Source organism: Proteiniphilum sp. (assembly GCF_034927365.1).
Taxonomy (GTDB): Bacteria; Bacteroidota; Bacteroidia; order Bacteroidales; family Dysgonomonadaceae; genus Proteiniphilum.
The window spans coordinates 40812-60902 of record NZ_JAYFQD010000013.1 but is presented as its reverse complement, the minus strand read 5'-3'; the positions used below and the strand labels follow the sequence as shown (position 1 = coordinate 60902).

Genomic DNA, 20091 nt, shown 5'->3' with positions numbered 1-20091 from the left:
TTGACCTTTAACAGGACCGATCATTTCTTTCTTCCTACAATCAACGGTAAGATTATCATTGCCAGTATTGTTACCGAAAACATGACATATGAACTGTAAAGCCACATATCCGTAATTTTTAACATCGCTGGGCGATTATCATTTCCCTCATATCCAGGGATATTTAAAAGAGTTTCATCACCGATTAGATACGTGATCACCAGCAGTGCGACCAGACCTAAAAGAGCTAAAAAGCCACCTAACGCTTTTTGGGAATTCTCCCGCAATTGCTTCAATGACGAGGCTATCATAAATAGTGCCCAAACAACGACTGTAATAACCAGGAGCAGATAACACCAATATAGTAAAAGATCTGTAAACCTGGGCTGGCTCATATCGGCTACAAGGTGCTCATACATCGGTACCTCACCTCCCAGATAGAATAATCCCAATACCACAAGAGTAATCAAAACTCCTATATAAAGGGTGAACCTGGAAGTTCTGTGTATTTTTGTTACAGCCATGACAATTACAGGTTTTTGTATTTCACATTGTATTTTATTACCTGATCCAGGAAAGTGATGGAAGCATCCTCCATCCTGTTAAGAATACCCTCCATTTTTGAAAGGATGTAATTATAGATAACCTGGAGGGTAATAGCCACTATCAAACCAGCTACAGTAGTAATCAAGGCTACCTTCATACCCCCTGCAACAATAGCGGGACTCATATCTCCCGCTCTTTGGATATCATCAAATGCAATGACCATACCTACTACCGTTCCCAGGAATCCAAGAGAAGGAGCAATAGCGATAAAGAGGGTGATCCATGAAAAGTTCCTTTCAAGCAAACCCGACTGTACGCCACCATAAGAAACGATAGAACGCTCCACCGCATCAGGACCCTGGTCGAGCCGGAGTAATCCCTGATAAATAATGGAAGCGACAGGACCTCTGGTATTGCGTGCGATATCTTTGGCTCCATCCAGATCACCTCTGTCAAGGGTATCGCCTATTTTATCCAGGAACGGATCAGGATTCACATCTGCAAGACTAAGATAGATTATTCTTTCCAGACAGAAAGTTAGCCCCAGAACAAAACAGATAGCGATGGTACTCATAAAGCCGGCTCCACCCTCAATAAATTTTACTTTTAACGCCTGGTGAAAACCTCCAGATGTTTCCTGAACGCCTGTATATCCGCCAATCGAGGTAACGACATCTTGTTCTGTCTCTCCGGAAGTATCCTGCGCCAGGATAAACGACATCAATCCAGCGGACATTATTCCGAAAAGCGCTAAAATTGCAAATACCCTTTTCATTATACGTTCAATTTTTTATTTATGATCTTTACCGACACAAAAAAATAAAAGGCAACTGTAGTGACACTCAAAAATCAATATTGATTTCTGCATCTTTATTGGTGTGATTTTTTACTGTGGGGGGAGCGGAGAGAGCGGGATTCGAACCCGCGATACACTTTTGGCGTATACACGCTTTCCAGGCGTGCCTCTTCAACCACTCGAGCATCTCTCCCTAAAGAAAATGGAAATCTCTTTTGAAAGAGATTTTTCAGAAAACGGATCCAAACTACGAGAAACAGTTTATCTCCGCTCCATTCAGAGAACAAAATTACAGAATTTATCAAACATATACTACTCCTGCCACAATAATTTTAGTGAAAATCCATTTTCAGTTCTCTGAATGATCCATAAAAGCTGAAATCAATGGGGTAATTTGAATAATGCCTCCGCATTGCGATTGGTGATTAGTGAAACTGATTCCGGACTTTCATTCCATATTTCGGCCAATTTCGCAACAACATACACCAAATAAGACGACTCATTCCTTTTTCCCCGATAAGGTACCGGTGCCAGATAGGGAGAATCAGTCTCAAGCACTAATCGGTTGACGGGACAATACTTCAAGGTTTCAGTCAAACCGGAATTTTTAAAAGTAGCTACTCCGTTGATACCGATCAGGAAATTATCCAAATCCAATATAGCCTCCAACTCTGCTTTCGTACCTCCAAAACTGTGAAACACCCCTCTCAATAAGGGTGCTCCTACCCTTCGAATACTTTGTATTACCTCTTCGGTAGCATTCCTGAAATGGATAGAGACCGGTAAATCTTTCTCAATACTCCATTTCAACTGTGCTTCAAATGCATGGATTTGTACTTCTTTCCACGAAGTATCCCAATAAAGATCAATTCCAATCTCTCCCACCGCTATATAACCACCGGCCTCCAACTCCCGGCAGATAATCTCTAACTGCTTTTCCCAATCTATAGATATACTGGTTGGATGCAGGCCCATCATGGGATAAAAAAAACCGGGATAATCAGACACACACTGTTTCAGTCGTGAGACCGAATTCTCATCAATATTAGGTAAAAGTACTTTTTCCACTCCCGCCTCTTTGGCACGGGCTACCACCTCGTGAAGGTCATCCTCAAACTCCTCTGCAAACAGATGGGAATGCGTATCAATGAACTTCATTCCACAATCTCCCCTTTTCTATAATAGTAGACAATACCATACTCACGGTTTTTGGTAAGCCGTTCTTCAAGAGGCAAATCGATATTATATTTTTCTACCTCCTCCCATATCTGAAGGATGATCCGGTCCACCTTCTCCCGGTATGCAGCCACTTCTTCCAAAATGCGGACAGTGGCTTTCTGATGTAGTTTTTGAGTCTGGTATCCTTCCTTAAAAAGGGTAAACATTACATTCACCTTTGCAATGGAAGGGTTATAGATAGGAACACCGCCCTGTGAAGTACGTTGATGCTCGCCATTGATTATTTTCTCACCCCACTCCAACAGCTGCTCATTGGATGTTAAATCAGGAACTATCAAATTGTATTCTTTCAATCCGTAAAGCGCCAGCTGCTCCTCTTTGATTTCGGAGCGCATCACACACATGTATAATATCTGTATGAAATGGGAAATATACATGCGGGCATTTCTCATTTTGCCGGCAAATGATTTCCCAGCTTTTACCTGGGTTTCGTACAACTGCTTATAACGGGTGGATAAATGTTCGAAATGAGTCAGCACTCCCCTAGCCTCCTCAAGAATTCCTGTGGAAAACGACAATTTCTGAAAATCGGTATCAACCGCCTTTTCAACTGCTGACCTCAAGGCCCGGATACGGGCGCTGTCTGTATTTGGTAATCTACGATAGGGCATATCTATTGGGTTATTTCATCAATAACCTCTTCTTTTTTCTTTTTCATTTCTCTCTGTACATCAGATTCTCCGATAAGTTTATCAGATCCCTTTTACTATTGTCGGGAGCGTTGACTGAAGAGAGACAATCAAGCGATGCAAGATAATACTTTTCAATAAGATTTTCAACTACAAATTTCAAATTTAATTCATCATAGATATTTTTAACAGACCTGATTTTCTCCTCGGGATCATAGCCGGTTGCTGTTAACCACCTGTTTAATTCCTCTCTCTGTGCATTATCCGCATTCTTCAAACCCCTGATCAACAGAATAGTTTTTTTATTACACAAGATATCACCTCCTATTTTTTTCCCGAATGTTTCAGGGATACCATATACATCCAACAGATCATCTTTTAGTTGGAATGCAAGGCCCATATTAATCCCGAATTGATAAAGCAAATCGGCATCCCTGGGGGGAGCTCCAGCGATAATTCCTCCAATTTTCAGGGCACAACCTATGAGTACGGCCGTTTTCAGTCGAATCATCTCAAGATATTCATCCTCTGTCACATCGAAACGCCGTTCGAAATCCATATCATACTGCTGCCCTTTACATATTTCCATGGCAGTGGTAGAAAACAGTTCTAAAATTTCGGGAAGCAGTCCTACAGGAACTTTTGCGATATATTTATAAGCTTCTATTACCAAAGCGTCGCCCGAAAGAATAGCACTATTATCACTCCACTTTTTATGGACTGTGGGATACCCCCTCCGCAGATCGGCTCTATCCATCAGATCATCATGCACGAGGGAAAAATTGTGAAAAATCTCCACTGCCAATGCGGCATCTAAAGACTCTTCAGCATTTTTGCTGAAAAGATCCATCGCCATCAGTGTCAATAAGGGACGAATCCTTTTACCTCCCAGTGAAAGTATATATTTGGCTGGAACGAAAAGGGTTTGGGGCGAACAATCTTTCAATACACCCTTAGAGGCTTCATCTATGATTTTTTCAAAAACAGCTATTTTATTCACCATCATAGTCTATTTGAGTAAAAAAGCTGCCTCTGGAATTCAAAAGCAGCCCTCGTTACATATGAATTCATTTTAGTGTTGCAAGCGAAAATTGACCGGCAGCGTAATGCGAACACGTACTGGCTCTCCACTCCGTTTCCCGGGTGACCACGGAGGCATCTGCCGAACCACCCGAACAGCCTCCCTATCCAGTGAAGGATCTACACCCCGCAGCACCTGTACATCGTTAATGCTACCATCCTTTTCAACTATAAAGATACAAAGTACACGACCTGAGAGTCCTCTTTCCAGGGCAATACCCGGATACCTGAGATTGTCATTCAAGTACTTGTTCATGGCCATCAGTCCTCCCGGAAATTCCGGTTGTTCATCCACCACTTTGTAGATCTCGTCCGTTTCTTCTTCCTCAACTTTCTGTCTGGGAAGGGGGGGAGGGGGTGGCGGAATGAAAATTCCCTCTTGTTTCTGGGGCTTGACTTCTTCATCTGGTATCTCCATGATCACATCCACTTCCTTATCTACCACTTCAATCTCTTCTGGCGTTATCTCTTCTACAGTATGCGGCCGAAGCTGTGGAGGTGGAGGAAGGAGTAGCGGCGGAGAAACTTCTTCACGACGAGTAATCACGATGTCTTCTTCGGGCTCAATATACGGAACGAAGACACTCTCATCCGGTTTCCGGGGTTTAGTCGACCATTCAAAAGCAAAAAAGAGGAGAGAGAGTACCAGCACCATCCCCATAAGGATATATGTGTTTCTATCCTTTTCCAAGTTCGCTTCCGACGATTTTTTCACCTCGTCTCTGTCCATGTTTCTTTATTATCTACAGTCTGTTTTACAGCGAACTACCGATATGACAGAGATGGTTCTATTTTACCTTGTAAATATCCTTCAGGTTTCTGCCATACCCGTCATAGTCCAAACCATAGCCCACAATAAAATCACTGGGGATTTCAAGGGCCACATAATCGAGATGTAGTTTCTGGCGGAGTGCAGCGGGTTTAAACAGCAAAGTGGCAACTTTTATTTCCTGCGGGTTTAATTTCTCCAACTCCTCTTTCAATGCCACCATAGTGTTTCCGCTATCCACAATATCTTCCACTACCACTACACAACGGCCTTCGATGCTCTCATTCAGTCCCATCACTTCCTGCACATGGTTCGTTGTAGTTGTCCCATCGTAGGATGCCAGACGGACAAATGTTATTTCACTGGGGATGGAAACCTCTTTCATCAACTCTCCGGCAAACATAAAGGCCCCGTTGAGCACAGCCAGAAAGATCGGGTTTTTTCCTTTCAAATCTGCATTTATTTGTGCAGCAATCCGTTTTATTCCCTGCTCGATGATCTCTTGCTCGATAAACAATTCAAACTGTCTATCTCTGATAGTAATAATTTCTTTCACTATTCCGTTTTTTTAAGTTTCAAAATTACTACTTTTTATGATCTTACGAAAATTTTGAAGGAAGAAAGAGAATTAGGATGTGAGATTTGGGAAGTTAGAAATGAGAATGGAGAAAGGGTTAAAGATAGAAATCTTTTACCAGATGAGTAAATTCACCGGTATAACAATGTCTGGAGGACTCTATGGTTAGGGAAGTTATCTCCGGCATATCTACCGGCGTCAATGTCAGTTCGGCCAGAAAACGCTTGGGCTCTCTATCCGGCAAAGGGTATACGGAGGTTTGCCGTTTCAAATAATAATTGTGTGTCACTCTCAACCGCTCCAGATCCTCCATCTTGTCATAAGGAAGTATAATAGATAAAACCCCGTCAGTAGCAAGACAACTCGCTGAAAGATGCAATAGATTATCTAAAGTAAGGGTAACCGAATGTCTGGCGCCGGACCGCCTCTGATCCGGAGGCAATATCGAGTCTGAAAAGAAAGGGGGGTTGGAAACAATCAGGTCTAAAGCCGCCGGTTTTGTTGCCGCATATTGCTGCAAAGAGAGCGTTTTCACCTCGATCCTGCCACAAAAAGAAGAATTCATGACATTCTCTTTCGCCTGTTCTGCTGAGGAAATATCAATATCAATAGCTGTTATTTTCGCATCCGAACTACGTTGTGCCATCATCAATGCAATCAGGCCACAACCCGTCCCTACATCAAGGATTCTCTGCATCCCTTCCACCCTGCTCCAGGCACCCAGAAGAACTCCATCGGTACCCACTTTCATAGCACACTTATCGTGGAAGACGGTAAATTGTTTGAATCGAAAATAGGGATTACTCATAAATCAATATGCCAATGTGATTAATATGCCAATGTGCCAATGTGAATAATTTACCAATTCAACAATTCAACATTTTTTTGGCACGGATTTTGTTCCATAAAACAAAGAACTGTTTTCTTTCAGATTTGTTTGAACTTTGGCGAAGTGCGACGAAAGAAACAAAACAAAAAACAAAAATAAACATTTTTCTGTTTTGAAGGCAGAAACAAATACAATGATGAATCCTTTTAAAAAAAATATGACCTCTGAAGAGTTTCCTGAAACGAATGTAATATCTTTTATTACGAGCGATTTCGTCGACGGGAACCAGGATATCGACGAATCCCAGTTGGGGGAGACCCTCCCCTTGCTTCCTTTACGAAATACCATTGTTTTTCCTGGTAGCACACTGCCTGTATCGGTAGGGCGTAAAAAATCACTGGAACTGATCAAATCGCTTGGCAAGAAAGAAAAGTATATAGGACTGGTTTGTCAAAAGGACTCTTTGGTAGATGACCCTGAAGAGAGCGATCTTTATCCGGTAGGTGTGATTGCTGAAGTGATCCGTGTCATCGAATTGGGAGACAACAATCTGAGTATCATCGTGCAGGCAAGGAAACGATTCGAGTGGCAGCAGATTACCCAGACTGAACCTTATATGAGAGCAACATTCAAAATAAGGGAATATCTGAAAGCATCGAAAGAGGATAAAGAATTCAAAGCAATCCTCGATTCTATCCGCGATTCCCTGCTTCATATGCTTCACTTGCTGGGTGAACCACCCAGAGAATTGGTACAAACTCTCAGCAGTGAATCATTCACCGATATGCTGATCAGTTACAGTGGCACCAACTTGCCTATTCAAGGACACGAGAAGCAAGAGATACTGAACATCAACGACGAGAAGGAACAGGCCTATCGCCTGCTGATGATCCTCAACCGTGAGTCCCAAGTACTGGAACTAAAGATGAATATCCAGATGAAGACCCGCGAGGATTTGAATCAACAACAGAAAGAGTATTTTCTCCAACAACAGATTAAAACCATTCAGGAAGAACTGGGAGGAAATACCCAACAGATAGAGATCGATGAATTCAGAAAACGGGCAAAAGAAAAAAAATGGAGTGATGAGGTAGTGAAGACATTCGAAAAAGAGGTACAGAAACTGGAACGGCTCAATCCCCAGTCGCCCGATTATTCGGTACAGTTCGGTTATCTGCAGACCATTCTCGAACTGCCTTGGGGTGAGTACTCCAAAGACAATTTCAATTTAAAGAATGCACAGAAGGTACTCGATAAAGATCACTTCGGTATGGAAAAAGTAAAGGAGCGAATTATTGAACACCTGGCCGTACTGAAACTGAAAGGCGACCTCAAGTCTCCCATCCTTTGCCTCTACGGCCCCCCGGGAGTAGGCAAGACCTCTCTGGGAAAATCAATTGCCGAAGCACTCAATAGAAAATATGTACGTGTCTCACTGGGAGGTCTTCATGATGAAGCTGAAATCCGTGGTCACCGTCGCACCTATATAGGTGCAATCCCGGGAAGGATTATCCAGAATATACAGAAGGCAGGTACATCCAATCCGGTATTCGTATTGGACGAAATAGACAAGATAGGAAATGATTTCAGGGGCGATCCCTCCTCGGCACTACTCGAAGTATTGGATCCGGAACAGAACTCTACTTTTCATGATAATTTCCTTTCCATCGATTATGATCTCTCGAAAGTGCTTTTCATCGCCACAGCCAACAACCTCAATTCCATTCCCCAGCCCTTGGTCGATCGGATGGAGCTGATTAACGTGGGTGGTTATATCACTGAGGAGAAGATTGAGATTGCCCATCGACATCTGATTCCCAAGGAGCTCCAGAACCACGGCATCGCCAAAGGAGTTTTCACCATATCCAAACCAGCTTTGCAGAAAATCATAGAGAACTATACGAGGGAGTCGGGGGTACGCGAACTGAACAAGAAAATTGCCAAGATCATGCGAAAAGTAGCCCGTAAGATCGCGGCAGAAGAGCCCTATCCAAAAACGCTCAAGGTATCCGACCTGAAAGAATATCTGGGTATTGAGGAGTATAACAGGGATAGCTATCAGGGTAACCAGTACGCTGGAGTGGTAACCGGACTGGCATGGACTGCCGTGGGAGGAGAGATCCTTTTCGTAGAAAGTTCACTCAGCAGGGGAAAAGGGGGTAAGCTTACCCTCACCGGAAACCTGGGGGATGTGATGAAAGAATCGGCCATGCTCGCCATGGAATATATACATTCCCATGCACAGGAGCTAGGTATCGATCCGGAGATATTCGACAACTGGAATACTCATATTCATGTGCCTGAAGGTGCTATACCCAAAGATGGTCCCTCAGCGGGCATCACGATGATCACCTCACTGGCATCGGTATACACCCAACGGAAAGTACGCCCCAACCTGGCCATGACCGGCGAGATCACCCTTCGCGGGAAAGTGCTTCCGGTTGGTGGTATCCGCGAGAAAATCCTGGCAGCAAAACGGGCAGGTATCAAAGAGATCATTCTTTGCAAAGAGAATAAGAAAGATATCGACGAGATCAACCTTCAATATGTGGAAGGACTGACCTTTCTTTATGTAAGCGATGTGAAAGAAGTATTGGATCAGGCACTTATGGATGAGAAGGTAGATTATCCAAAACTCTTTTCGGCAAAAGAAGAAAAATAGTTTATAGTTTTTGATGACAAAAAAAGTATCCATCCGGTATTAAAACCCTTTGGATACTCTTTTTTTCTGTATTGTCGACACTTCTAATACTTCACAAAAAACCCCTTCATAATGGAAGGGGTCTTAGTTATTTCTATTCTTTACTCTTCTATTTATTCAGAGTAAAATCTAAAATCCTTAAGCAATTCCTGAAGCCTTTTCCTGGCAAAGAATATCCTGCTTTTTACAGTCCCGATCGGCAATCCAAGATGTTGTGCTATCTCTTCATATTTATATCCTGAAACATGCATAGAGAACGGCACCTTGTACTCATCAGTAAAACTATTGATCGCCTTATTGATTTCTTTAATCGTATAAGCCCCATCAGGAGTATCAAAACCGGAATCCTGCGGTAAATTCAAATGATACAGGTTCTCCGTTTTGTCAATAATAGTTTGACTTCTTACAATCTTGCGATAATTGTTCACGAAAATATTATGCATGATGGTGAAAACCCATCCCTTGAAATTTACATTCTCATAATATTTTTCCTTGTTATCCAGCACACGAAGTGTTGTTTCCTGCAACAGATCTTTTGCTTCTTCCCTGTCGGCTGTCAATGTCAATGCGAAATTGAACATATTGTCCTGCAGCCCCAATAGCTGTTTTTCGAAAGAAATCTTTGTTTTCATAAGCGATACTGCTTTAGTTTGTGTTAAATGATCGTTGTCTCTGCAAATATAGAGAGATATCTCAGAAAAAAATCTCTTTTCATATGCAAAAACGATTAATTAGTGTTAACAAATGAACATAACCAGATATATAATTAAATATCAATATATTAACCATATAAAAATATACATTAAACCACTCGATAACAGATAAAAAAAATTTATAGTTCAAATTACCGGATAACCAATTGTAATAAATTTGAAGAAATAATCTCTCACCCCCGGTTTATGGCACACAATTTGCTTTTATTAGGTGGACAGGAGGACAGCAATATAATCAGTAATTGGTAATTAAAAAAAATATGGTACAAAAAGGACAGATAGGGGTAACGACAGAGAATATTTTCCCCATTATTAAGAAATTTCTCTACAGTGATCATGAGATTTTTATCCGTGAGATAGTATCGAACGCGGTAGACGCTACACAGAAAATGAAGACCTTAGCCGATGTGGGCGATTATAAAGGTGACTTGGGCGATCTCACGGTGCACGTTTCCATTGACAAGGAAAAAGGTACGCTCACCGTTTCCGATCGCGGTATAGGTATGACTGCAGAAGAAGTTGATAAATATATCAACCAGATAGCGCTCTCTTCTGCCAATGACTTCCTGGATAAATACAAAGAGAACGCGAATGCTATCATTGGACACTTCGGATTGGGTTTCTATTCCTCATTCATGGTATCTAAAAAAGTGGAGATTATCACCAAATCCTATAAAGAGGATGCACAAGCCATGAGATGGTCGTGCGACGGCACACCGGAATTTACGATGGAAGAGACTACAAAGGCGGATCGGGGAACCGATATCATCCTTTATATTGATGACGACAACAAGGAATTTCTGGAAAAATCGAAGGTGGAATCACTCCTCAAAAAGTATTGCAGATTCCTCACGATACCCATTGTCTTTGGAAAAAAACAGGAGTGGAAAGATGGTAATTATGTGGATACTGAAGAAGATAACCTAGTCAATGACACCAATCCTCTCTGGCGACAGAAACCGGCAGGATTAGAGGAGGAAGATTACCTGAAATTCTACCGGGAGTTATATCCCCTCTCCCTTGCCGATGAACCCATGTTCTGGATCCACCTGAATGTGGATTATCCGTTCAATCTCACCGGAATCCTCTATTTTCCGAAAATAAAGAACAATCTCGACCTGCAACGCAATAAGATACAACTTTACAGCAATCAGGTATTTGTAACCGACTCGGTAGAAGGCGTCGTACCTGAATTTCTTACATTGCTGCACGGTGTGATCGACTCGCCCGATATCCCGTTGAACGTATCCCGCTCTTACCTGCAAAGTGACCAGAATGTAAAAAAGATTTCAAGCCATATTACTAAAAAGGTAGCTGATAAGCTGGAAGAGCTGTTCAAGAAAGAACGCACCAGGTATGAAGAGAAATGGGATAGCCTGAAACTGTTCATCGAATATGGTATGCTCTCCGACGAGAAATTCTGCGACAGGGCACTCAAGTTCGCTTTAGTGAAGAATATGGAGGGCAAATATTTTACACCGGAAGAGTATAAAACGCTTACGGAATCCTCACAAACCGACAAGAATGGGGAATTGGTTTATCTCTATGCCAATGACCGACAGGAACAATACAGCCATATCGAAGCGGCAAAAGAGAAAGGATATGATGTGCTTCTGATGGATGGTCAGCTCGATACCCACTGGATGGGGCTTATGGAACAGAAATCGGAGAAAACCCGCTTTGTGAGGGTGGACAGCGACACCATCGAACATATCATCGAGAAAGAAGAGACGGCCAAAGTGGAACTGACCGACAAACAGAAAGAGAATGTGTCGGAGGCGGTGAAATCACAACTGCCCCCCATAGAAAAAACAGAATTCAGTGTCGACTTCAAAGCCCTTGGACAAAACGCCAGACCTCTCCAGATCACCCAGAACGAATTCTCCCGGCGTATGAAAGAGATGGCTACGATGCAGCAACAGATGGCTTTCTATGGTGAGATACCCGACACCTACCAGATCGTACTGAATGTACAACATCCGTTAGTCAAGGCTCTTATCGACGATAGTGAAATCAAGGAGAAAGATGAACTCATCGCCCAGGTTTCGGCCGACAACCGGTTGAGGCAGTTGGTTGACCTTGCCCTTCTCTCCAATGGGATGCTCAAAGGTGAAGCATTGAACAATTTCGTAAAGAGAAGTTTTGAGATGATTTGAGTATAGAACCAAGAATCAAGACTTTTAGAGCCAAGACTTTTAGAATCAAGACTTCTAGAGCCAAGACTTTTAGAATCAAGACTTTTAGAGCCAAGATTTTTAGAATCAAGACTCTGGATGTAGGATTTGGAATTAAAATTCCTCATCTCCCAATCTCATTATTCATATTGGCACATTGGCATATTAGCATATTAGTTTCATTGGCACATTAAAACCACCTATCCTCTTATCTCAACTCCGGGTAATTGAGTAAAAAACCGGTAAACAGTTACGTTTACCGGTTTTTGCTTTATCTTTGCAGCAAAAAGCAGTGTAATGAACAAAGACTACGAGGTGACTTTTTCTCCTTTTCGCTCCTTTACCCGGGAGGAGTGGAGCAAACTGGAGGATCATCCCATGTTTCCCGTTTCTGATATCGACCTCACCAAGCTGCAGGCGCTTAACGAACCTCTCACCCTCGACGAAGTGGAGGATATCTATATCCCCATGATCCGGTTGCTTCAGATACATATCACTCACTACCGCAATCTGCACAATGAACGGGACCAATTTTTCTCCAATAAAAGTAAACCTATCCCCTACATCATCGGCATTGCCGGAAGTGTGGCTGTAGGAAAGAGTACCACTGCGCGGGTATTACAAAAGCTGCTCTCCATGACTCCGGAGCAACCAAAAGTAGAACTGATTACTACCGACGGCTTCCTCTATTCCAACGACGAATTACGGAAACGCGGCCTGTTGAATAAGAAAGGCTTTCCGGAAAGTTACGATGCTAAACAGCTGCTGGCATTCCTCGCGGGTGTAAAATCGGGGCGCAATATCTTCGAGATACCGGTTTATTCACATCTCTATTACGATCTGATCAAAGGAGAGATGCAGACCATCGAACGGCCCGATATTCTCATTGTGGAAGGGATCAACGTACTACAGGTATCACCCGGTAAAAAAATGCGGAGGAGGGTGTTCGTCTCCGATTTCTTCGATTTCTCCATTTATGTGGATGCCAGCGAAAAAGATTTGAGGGAGTGGTATATTGAGCGATTCAAGAAACTACAACAGACGGCTTTTCAGAATCCCGACTCCTACTTCCATCGGTATGCGTCCTACACGGAAAAGAAATTATTAAAGTTTGCCAATGAGGTATGGGATGAGATCAACCTTCCCAACCTGCAACAAAATATTCTACCCACCCGCTTCCGGGCCGACCTGATCCTAGAGAAGGGGGAATGTCATTTTGTCAGAGGTATCCGCATCCGGAAAATATAGGAAGAATCAGAGAAAATATTTAGTGAAGAACGCTAAAAACTTCAAAATGCGGCACGGATCTTTTCCGCTATCACTTCAAATTCCTCTGCCGACAGATGCAATTTCTGATTGGCAAGGCTCATGTCGCTTTCTTTTTGAATAGGGATCAGGTGAATATGGGCATGTGGTACTTCCAGACCGACCACCATCATTCCCACCCTTTTGCAGGGAATAGCATTTTCAATGGCCTTTGCCACTTTTTTAGCAAAAATAACCATATCACCCAAAAGGGTATCATCCAGATCAAAGATATAATCGGTCTCCTGTTTAGGAACGACCAGCGTATGGCCTTTCGACATCGGATGAATATCAAGAAAAGCATAAAACTGTTCATCTTCTGCAATCTTGTATGAGGGAATTTCTCCCGCGATAATTCTACTGAAAATTGTCATTCTTTTTTATTGTTGAATCGTGAATTGAAAATCGACGGAGTCAAATCGTTAAACTGTTGGATTGTTGAATCCTAAATCCTAAATCTCACATCCTAAATCATACATCCAGAGTCTTGACTCTAATAGTCTGTTAAGAAACAAAATGTTTCAACGCATTTTTTGAACGGTGAAAACGTTCTGGAATGCTTGGTTCTAAAAGTCTTGGTTCCGATAGTCTATTTCAAATCGAAATCTCGACGATCTCAAAAGTCATTGTACCGGAAGGTACTTTTATTTCGGCCACATCACCCACTTTCTTTCCCATCAAACCTTGGGCAATAGGAGTATTGACGGCAATCTTACCACTTTTCAGATCAGCCTCGCTCTCCGATACAAGCATATAGGTCATCTGTTTTTTCGTCTGCATATTCCTGATCGTCACCTTATTCATGATCTGAACCACATCCGTACCGATGGCACTCTCATCGATAAGACGGGCGTTGGCAATAAGGTTTTTCAACTGGGAGATCTTTGCTTCCAGCATACCCTGTGCCTCTTTCGCAGCATCATACTCAGCATTTTCCGACAAGTCACCCTTGTCCCTGGCTTCGGCAATCTGACGAGATATTTCAGGTCTCTGCACAGATTCTAACTCTACCAATTCTTCTTTCAATTTCCGAAGGCCTTCTTCGGTCATGTACGTTACAGCCATAATCCCTTTTTTTATTCTTTAAACTCAACGCAAAGAAAAAGAATTCCGGCCTTCACAACAAGACCGGAACCCCTTTTTCCATGTTTATACTTTTACAAAGATAATGCTTTATCCCAATTAAGCAAAATTTTCCGGATATGTTTTACAACACTTTACCTATTTCTACCGCCAGTTGGTTGTAATCCTCTATCCGGGCTATGACATCCCCCTCACCATTGAGCAGAAATGCCGTAGGCAGTTGTCGCACACTATAGAGAGCCAGCAATGAAGAATTAACCGATCGCTGATCCCTCACTGTCAGCCAGGGAAGATTAGCCGCTGATGTTTTCCAGAAATGTTCATCCGAGTCGAACGATATCTGGTATATCTCAAAACCACGCGACTTGTAACGGGTGTAGAGATTGTTCAGGTCCATATTATGTTTCGGCGAGAAATCTGCTTTGTACACTACAAAATCGAGCAATACTACTTTCCCCCTCTGTGATGAGAGAGGGATCTTTTTCCCATTTATTGTCGGCAGTACGATATCGGGGAGTCCCGAGCCCTCTTCCACGGGTATGTTCTCGAATAATTTTGCCTGTTGCTCCTGCTGTCTTCTTGTCTTTAACGCATTCATAGTAAACTCGTACAGGTGTTTTGTCCTTTCCGTATCGGGATAGCGCTGATTCCACGAAGTAGCAACAGCCCCGAACATGGCATAGTCCTGCCTGCTATAGGGATCAAAAATCAAATAATCGTTTATCTTCTGGAAGATGGCATAGTAGGCGGTTGCTCCCGAAGGATTGGCAAGAATTAACCGCGACACATCCGTTTTATACCTCAGCAAGGTGGAATCCAATAAGGTGATATATGCCATATCGTCAATCGCTCCGGTTTTATGCCGGTTTTCCAGGTCAGATATTTCATGGGCAGCCTGCCGTGTGAATGTATCCACCTCTTTCATCTGATCATTGACAGGAGAATCCTCTACCTTAAACGATTGGTATAAATCCGATGCATCGGCTGTCACGTGAAGCGTTTCGGTGGAATCTACCGCAAAAACGGCAACGCGTTTCCCGATACGTAATTGATAGAACTCCGGGTTCGCAGGTGCCGGCTGCTTGAAAGAAAACGATCCTTCGCTTTTCAATACAGCGGAATCGAGTTTGACGATCCCTCCCAACCCGCGATGCTCCAGATACAACGTATCACCCTCGGCCGAGTCTATTTTCCCAGTCACTTTAAAGGCCTCTCCCTGTTTACAGGAAAAAAGCATGATGCCGATCAGCAAAAACGGCAAAAATCTTCCCAATGAATTCATTTTCTGTTATTATTTAAAATCCTCCTGTCCACTTATCCACTGTCCACTTATCCACTGTCCACTGTCCACCTATCCACACCGTCTCACTTTTCCCTGCAAAATTACATGATTTTATTTTGAAACTCACATAAATCTCCACAATTATGAAAGCATTCATTATCTTTGCAGCTCAATCAGAATTCATATGTTAGACATCGACACGTACACAATCATCCCCATGATTGCATCGACAATCATATTTGTGATGGGCATCTCCCTGTTAACCATATCCACGCCCAAGGAACCGGATTTAAGGAACTACCGGATCTCACGCCGTTTGCTTGCTATAGCCTATATTATTCTTGCCCTGCTCATCCAGTCAAGGATCTGGGGAGAGACAGAGCACAACAGCGATATGTCGGTGGAAGTATTCACTCTCATTGCGGCTTCGTTCCAGGCACTGTTGTTCACTTTATCGGCCGTTACCCTGATCAATCCAAGATATATAACTAAACGGTGGATACGAATGAACATCATTCCAATGTTATTCTTTTCCGCCATACTTGTCATACTCTTTTTTACGACTGTCGAACCATACCTCTACCCGTTTTTTGGCGTTATGCTGGCCCTATATTGCCTGCAACTTGTTTATTATATAATGATTTTTGTGAAAGAGTACTCCCATTATCGCCAACGACTTGACAATTATTTCTCAGGTGACGAATACAGGCGTCTGAGATGGGTAGGAAAAGCATTTTACATGGCTGCCTGTGTGGGTATCCTCTCGGTAGCATCCCTTTTCGTGAATAAACAGGTTTTTACTGCTTTCATGATTACTTATACTACTTTTTATGTCTACTTCGCACTAAAATTTATTAACTACGTCACTCTTTTCCATCATATCGCTCCGATAATATCGGAAGCGGAAAACCAGCCTTCCAACAATCATGAGATCTCGGTACAACTTCGGACCTCCCTGAGCAAGTGGATCGAAAAGAAGAAATTCACCGACCCGGCCCTTTCCCTGAAATCATTATCGGGCGAATTGAATACCAATCCGGCCTATTTATCGCGTTTCATCAATACCGAATATGGCCAGAATTTTCGTTCATGGGTGAATTCAGTACGAATAAGCGAAGCGCAGAAACTGATCCTTCAAGATTCTAATATACCGCTCATCGAGGTCGGTGAGAAAATCGGTATTCCCAGCAGTAGCACTTTTTACCGGCAATTCGTCGCCGTTACGGGAATGACTCCAATGGAGTACCGGCGTGAACTCCAGCACCCGCAACAAAGTGAATAAACATACCTTTTCTTAATATTTTTCAAAAAAATAGCATAATTCCCAAAACCATGAGACACCTTTTTAAGTTTTGGGAAGAGTAATGCGAATTGGATTTTTACCTTTGCTACAGGTAATATCAAGATTGGTATCCTGAAAATATCTGTCTCCCGGTGCTATAACAAATAGGCGAAGATCAAATGACAATGAGCAAACAAAGTTAAAAATAAATAAAAAAAGAGACTCTAACCTGTCAGCCATCTTCCAAAAAAATCTCACAAGGAATAATATTAGTACATAAGGACAAAAAAGTGCTATCTTGCATTATAATAATAGAGGTAAAAAAACAAGAATCTAAAGATCGTATGAATTCCTATTCCTTACATCAAGGGTAAAGGAATAGCAACCTAATTTACATTAGCATGAACTTATTTTGCCTTCATCTATTCAGAGAATTGCCGGAGAACTTTTTTTCGTTCGGAGAAATTACCGGAGTTTTTTATCTGCCCATATTGAATATGCAATTATCCCATCTTTATACCGGAAAAGTAGGTATATATACAGGAGTTGCATTATTGGTACTGGCTCTACTGGTATTTTTGTTTGCTATTATTGAAAGGAAGAAGAACAACCGTATATTGCAGCAGGAAGAACAATTCCTCAGCGATACCTTTGCCAGGATCACGCATGAAATACGTACTCCTCTCACCGTAATAGTGGGATTGAGCAAGCAACTCTCGGATCAGAAGCACCTGTCAAATGGCAACCTATCCATCTATCTCAATGCCATCGAGCGGCAGGGCAAAAACCTCTCCCAACTGGTCTCCCAACTGCTCGACATAGCTAATCTACAAACATCCGACAAGGAGGTGGAATGGAAAACCGGCAATATAATCACTTTTGTACAAATGGTATCAGAAACCTTCCAGGTATATGCAAAACAAAAAGATATAGAATTATTCTTTTTCAGTAACGAACCCGAGATCGAAACCGACTTCGTTCCCGACTGGCTCAACAAGATACTCTATAATCTCCTTTACAATGCAGTCAAATACAGTGACGAGGGATCGCGTATTAACCTGATTCTGGAGATGGACAGGAGAGACCGGAAAAAGATGGTGATCAAAGTGATTGATCAAGGCAGAGGGATCGAGAAGGAGAGACTGCCCTATATCTTCGATCTATTCTATAAATACCCGCAAAACGGAACGACAACTGGCGGCAACGGGATAGGCCTTGTGCTTGTCAAGCAGTTGACAGAAGCCCTTGAGGGTACTATCGAGGTGAAGAGTGAGGTAGGAAAAGGAACTATGTTCACTATCGAACTGCCTCTGCGGAGAAATGAAAAGCAGCCCTACCCCCGATGGACATCCGAGAAAAACGGCATGTCACCCGTAACGGCTATCGCGGCCGGGGAGAAAGTCAATGGACTTATCTCTTTCGAACCGAACGAAGAAGATCCGCGTACGACCATCCTGCTGGCAGAAGACAATAAGGACATCGCCCTCTACATCCGCTCCCTATTCCCCCTGGAGCAATACAATATTATACATGCCGGCAATGGTGAGAAAGCATGGGATATAGCCAATAAACATATCCCCGATATTGTGATCACGGATGCGGTCATGCCGAAAAAGAGCGGGATTGAACTATGCAGGGAGATAAAGGCTTCATCGCTACTCAACCATATTCCGGTAATCATTATTTCGGCAAAGGACAGGGAATCGGATTTGCTTGAAGGATTGAAAAGCGGAGCCGATTGTTATATCCGTAAACCCTTTTATCCGGAAGAACTGCAACTGCGTGTGGAGAATTTACTGGAAACCCGCCAGCTATTGAAAGAGAAATACTGCAGGGCAGTGTTAAAAGATGAAATAGCGGAACCGGGAAACAATAAAAACATCAATATCGATTTCCTTCGGCATGTCACTGATATCATTCATCGTGAAATGAAAAATCCCGACTTTGCTTCCGGAAAACTGGCCCAGGAGCTGGCAATCAGTGTATCTCAACTGAATAAGAAACTGAATGTCATTACCGGACATTCTTCCAGTGCATATATCCTGCAGGTAAAGCTCTCCCATGCGAAAAAAATACTTAACACGCAAAACAAGACCATTGGAGAGGTAGCCGTTGAATGTGGCATTTATGATGTGAATTATTTTTCCAGGGTATTTAAAAAATACACCGGAATCACCCCCACTCAATTCAAACGTTCACCTCAAAATTCAGTACTGTCGAACCGGAAATAATTTGTTATTAAAACGAATAAAAAGGATACTTTTTAACGGGGAAAAATAAAATCTTTTCAAATGTATATTAGCACACATATTAATTTATATATCAATATTTTATATTTTTAATCTGCGCAAAGTATACTAATACATATGAATGTTAAAGCCTATTTTATCCTATATTTAACAGCAAAAGTCCTAACCCGAGTTTAGCGAAAAGCGTAAGTTTGTCATCGAAAATATATAGCGGTTCAAAGGACGTCCAAATATTTTCAAACGTTCGGAACCAATAAAAACGAGAAAACAAAAAAAAAACGCTAAACGGTCAGAAGAATTTCAAGGAACGGACAAAAAAATTGCTCAAAGCGTAACAAACAATGAAACAAACAACAAAATAGAGTCATATTCAACCTTTTAGAGAGAAACATCATTAACAAGTCTTATTATCCGGTATGCGATCATATTCAGAAAACAATTAAAATAGAGGTCTATGAAGTATAAACTAATTCAAAAAGCTAATCCGCTCGAACCCGACACAGAACGGAAGTGGTATGCAAGCCCTGTGAAAGCAGGTACTATCAATAATTACCAATTGAGCAAGGGCATTGCAGGCAAGTCGTTTCTGGCTCGGGGAGCTGTAATTAATGTAATCGAAAATATGGTCGATGAAATTCCCCGCTATTTAATAGAGGGGTACAGTGTAAATCTGAATAATTTCGGCACACTGCGACTCTCACTATCAAGTGAAGGCGTTGAAAACCCGGAAGAATTCACACCCGAAAATATAAAGAATATGAAGGTAGTTTTTACTCCTTCTCCCGAGTTAAAAAAGACTTTACAACATATCCAATTCGAAGAGGTGGAATAACCCCGGCAAATAGTCCTATTGTAAGC

At 42.2% G+C, this 20091-nt stretch carries 19 protein-coding genes and 1 tRNA gene; 6 read left to right on the top strand and 14 right to left on the bottom strand.

All coding sequences use genetic code 11. From position 1 onward, the window contains the following. Positions 1-20: 20 nt before the first annotated feature. The 9 genes from VB073_RS09460 to VB073_RS09420 form a co-directional block, all read right to left on the bottom strand. Positions 21-503 carry a hypothetical protein gene (locus VB073_RS09460; RefSeq protein ID WP_323403918.1) on the bottom strand — a complete coding sequence of 161 codons (483 nt, stop codon included), beginning with the start codon at positions 501-503 and terminating at the stop codon, positions 21-23. Between the two features lie 5 nt (positions 504-508). Further along, positions 509-1300 (bottom strand): MotA/TolQ/ExbB proton channel family protein, encoded by a 792-nt coding sequence (locus VB073_RS09455; RefSeq protein ID WP_323403917.1) that lies wholly within the window; start codon positions 1298-1300, stop codon positions 509-511. Positions 1301-1426: 126 nt separating this feature from the next. After that, a tRNA-Ser gene (locus VB073_RS09450) sits at positions 1427-1514 on the bottom strand. A 188-nt stretch (positions 1515-1702) separates the two neighbouring features. Next, on the bottom strand, positions 1703-2479 hold the full coding sequence (locus VB073_RS09445; RefSeq protein ID WP_323403916.1) for a TatD family hydrolase: 777 nt from the start codon (positions 2477-2479) through the stop codon (positions 1703-1705). Continuing rightward, positions 2476-3171, bottom strand: a complete 696-nt coding sequence (locus tag VB073_RS09440; protein ID WP_323403915.1) for a hypothetical protein — start codon at positions 3169-3171, stop codon at positions 2476-2478. The genes VB073_RS09445 and VB073_RS09440 overlap by 4 nt, the downstream gene beginning before the upstream one ends. Before the next feature lie 43 nt (positions 3172-3214). Then, a complete protein-coding gene (locus VB073_RS09435; RefSeq protein ID WP_416349533.1) occupies positions 3215-4192 on the bottom strand; it encodes a polyprenyl synthetase family protein in 978 nt (325 codons plus the stop codon). A 69-nt stretch (positions 4193-4261) separates the two neighbouring features. Continuing rightward, positions 4262-4999 (bottom strand): TonB family protein, encoded by a 738-nt coding sequence (locus VB073_RS09430; RefSeq protein ID WP_323403913.1) that lies wholly within the window; start codon positions 4997-4999, stop codon positions 4262-4264. A 58-nt stretch (positions 5000-5057) separates the two neighbouring features. Continuing rightward, a complete protein-coding gene (gene hpt, locus VB073_RS09425) occupies positions 5058-5594 on the bottom strand; it encodes a hypoxanthine phosphoribosyltransferase (RefSeq protein WP_323403912.1) in 537 nt (178 codons plus the stop codon). 118 nt (positions 5595-5712) lie between these two features. Further along, the gene (locus tag VB073_RS09420; protein WP_323403911.1) at positions 5713-6423 is read right to left on the bottom strand and encodes a tRNA1(Val) (adenine(37)-N6)-methyltransferase; all 711 of its coding nucleotides are present in this window, start codon (positions 6421-6423) and stop codon (positions 5713-5715) included. Between the two features lie 238 nt (positions 6424-6661). Here VB073_RS09420 and lon point away from each other — a divergent pair, with 238 nt between their 5' ends. Beyond that, a complete protein-coding gene (lon, locus tag VB073_RS09415; RefSeq protein WP_416349532.1) occupies positions 6662-9106 on the top strand; it encodes an endopeptidase La in 2445 nt (814 codons plus the stop codon). A gap of 152 nt (positions 9107-9258) precedes the next feature. On the opposite strand, the gene VB073_RS09410 is transcribed toward lon, so the two are convergent. Next, positions 9259-9777, bottom strand: a complete 519-nt coding sequence (locus VB073_RS09410) for an RNA polymerase sigma factor (protein ID WP_323403910.1) — start codon at positions 9775-9777, stop codon at positions 9259-9261. A gap of 341 nt (positions 9778-10118) precedes the next feature. Between VB073_RS09410 and htpG the strand changes: the two genes are divergently transcribed. Next, the gene (htpG, locus tag VB073_RS09405) at positions 10119-12014 is read left to right on the top strand and encodes a molecular chaperone HtpG (RefSeq protein WP_323403909.1); all 1896 of its coding nucleotides are present in this window, start codon (positions 10119-10121) and stop codon (positions 12012-12014) included. A gap of 315 nt (positions 12015-12329) precedes the next feature. Then, positions 12330-13280: a type I pantothenate kinase gene (gene coaA, locus VB073_RS09400; protein WP_323403908.1), complete on the top strand. Its 951-nt coding sequence runs from the start codon at positions 12330-12332 to the stop codon at positions 13278-13280. 41 nt (positions 13281-13321) lie between these two features. Here the strand turns inward: coaA and VB073_RS09395 are convergent, their stop codons facing one another. The 4 genes from VB073_RS09395 to VB073_RS09380 form a co-directional block, all read right to left on the bottom strand. After that, entirely contained in the window at positions 13322-13711 is a 390-nt protein-coding gene (locus tag VB073_RS09395) for an HIT family protein (RefSeq protein WP_323403907.1), read from the bottom strand. Between the two features lie 220 nt (positions 13712-13931). After that, entirely contained in the window at positions 13932-14402 is a 471-nt protein-coding gene (gene greA, locus VB073_RS09390) for a transcription elongation factor GreA (RefSeq protein ID WP_323403906.1), read from the bottom strand. 142 nt (positions 14403-14544) lie between these two features. Continuing rightward, positions 14545-15702, bottom strand: coding sequence for a TlpA disulfide reductase family protein (locus VB073_RS09385; protein ID WP_323403905.1), 1158 nt, complete (start codon positions 15700-15702; stop codon positions 14545-14547). A gap of 13 nt (positions 15703-15715) precedes the next feature. Then, positions 15716-15859 (bottom strand): hypothetical protein, encoded by a 144-nt coding sequence (locus VB073_RS09380; protein ID WP_323403904.1) that lies wholly within the window; start codon positions 15857-15859, stop codon positions 15716-15718. Positions 15860-15886: 27 nt separating this feature from the next. Here VB073_RS09380 and VB073_RS09375 point away from each other — a divergent pair, with 27 nt between their 5' ends. From VB073_RS09375 to VB073_RS09365, 3 genes are all read left to right on the top strand, one after another. Further along, entirely contained in the window at positions 15887-16984 is a 1098-nt protein-coding gene (locus VB073_RS09375; protein WP_323403903.1) for a helix-turn-helix transcriptional regulator, read from the top strand. A 401-nt stretch (positions 16985-17385) separates the two neighbouring features. Next, complete coding sequence (locus VB073_RS09370) at positions 17386-19215, top strand: ATP-binding protein (RefSeq protein ID WP_323403902.1); 1830 nt, start codon at positions 17386-17388, stop codon at positions 19213-19215. Between the two features lie 472 nt (positions 19216-19687). Beyond that, positions 19688-20065, top strand: a complete 378-nt coding sequence (locus VB073_RS09365; protein WP_323403901.1) for an HU family DNA-binding protein — start codon at positions 19688-19690, stop codon at positions 20063-20065. Positions 20066-20091: the final 26 nt, after the last annotated feature.

Excerpts from the sequence above, each read along its gene's own strand:
- lon (WP_416349532.1), top strand. The coding sequence starts at position 6,662 with ATGACCTCTGAAGAGTTTCCTGAAACGAATGTAATATCTTTTATTACG.
- VB073_RS09445 (WP_323403916.1), bottom strand. The coding sequence starts at position 2,479 with ATGAAGTTCATTGATACGCATTCCCATCTGTTTGCAGAGGAGTTTGAG.
- VB073_RS09375 (WP_323403903.1), top strand. The coding sequence starts at position 15,887 with ATGTTAGACATCGACACGTACACAATCATCCCCATGATTGCATCGACA.
- VB073_RS09380 (WP_323403904.1), bottom strand. The coding sequence starts at position 15,859 with ATGAATGCTTTCATAATTGTGGAGATTTATGTGAGTTTCAAAATAAAA.
- VB073_RS09410 (WP_323403910.1), bottom strand. The coding sequence starts at position 9,777 with ATGAAAACAAAGATTTCTTTCGAAAAACAGCTATTGGGGCTGCAGGAC.
- VB073_RS09440 (WP_323403915.1), bottom strand. The coding sequence starts at position 3,171 with ATGCCCTATCGTAGATTACCAAATACAGACAGCGCCCGTATCCGGGCC.
- VB073_RS09395 (WP_323403907.1), bottom strand. The coding sequence starts at position 13,711 with ATGACAATTTTCAGTAGAATTATCGCGGGAGAAATTCCCTCATACAAG.
- VB073_RS09370 (WP_323403902.1), top strand. The coding sequence starts at position 17,386 with ATGAACTTATTTTGCCTTCATCTATTCAGAGAATTGCCGGAGAACTTT.
- VB073_RS09430 (WP_323403913.1), bottom strand. The coding sequence starts at position 4,999 with ATGGACAGAGACGAGGTGAAAAAATCGTCGGAAGCGAACTTGGAAAAG.
- coaA (WP_323403908.1), top strand. The coding sequence starts at position 12,330 with ATGAACAAAGACTACGAGGTGACTTTTTCTCCTTTTCGCTCCTTTACC.
- VB073_RS09460 (WP_323403918.1), bottom strand. The coding sequence starts at position 503 with ATGGCTGTAACAAAAATACACAGAACTTCCAGGTTCACCCTTTATATA.
- VB073_RS09420 (WP_323403911.1), bottom strand. The coding sequence starts at position 6,423 with ATGAGTAATCCCTATTTTCGATTCAAACAATTTACCGTCTTCCACGAT.
- VB073_RS09365 (WP_323403901.1), top strand. The coding sequence starts at position 19,688 with ATGAAGTATAAACTAATTCAAAAAGCTAATCCGCTCGAACCCGACACA.
- VB073_RS09385 (WP_323403905.1), bottom strand. The coding sequence starts at position 15,702 with ATGAATTCATTGGGAAGATTTTTGCCGTTTTTGCTGATCGGCATCATG.
- htpG (WP_323403909.1), top strand. The coding sequence starts at position 10,119 with ATGGTACAAAAAGGACAGATAGGGGTAACGACAGAGAATATTTTCCCC.
- greA (WP_323403906.1), bottom strand. The coding sequence starts at position 14,402 with ATGGCTGTAACGTACATGACCGAAGAAGGCCTTCGGAAATTGAAAGAA.
- VB073_RS09455 (WP_323403917.1), bottom strand. The coding sequence starts at position 1,300 with ATGAAAAGGGTATTTGCAATTTTAGCGCTTTTCGGAATAATGTCCGCT.
- VB073_RS09435 (WP_416349533.1), bottom strand. The coding sequence starts at position 4,192 with ATGGTGAATAAAATAGCTGTTTTTGAAAAAATCATAGATGAAGCCTCT.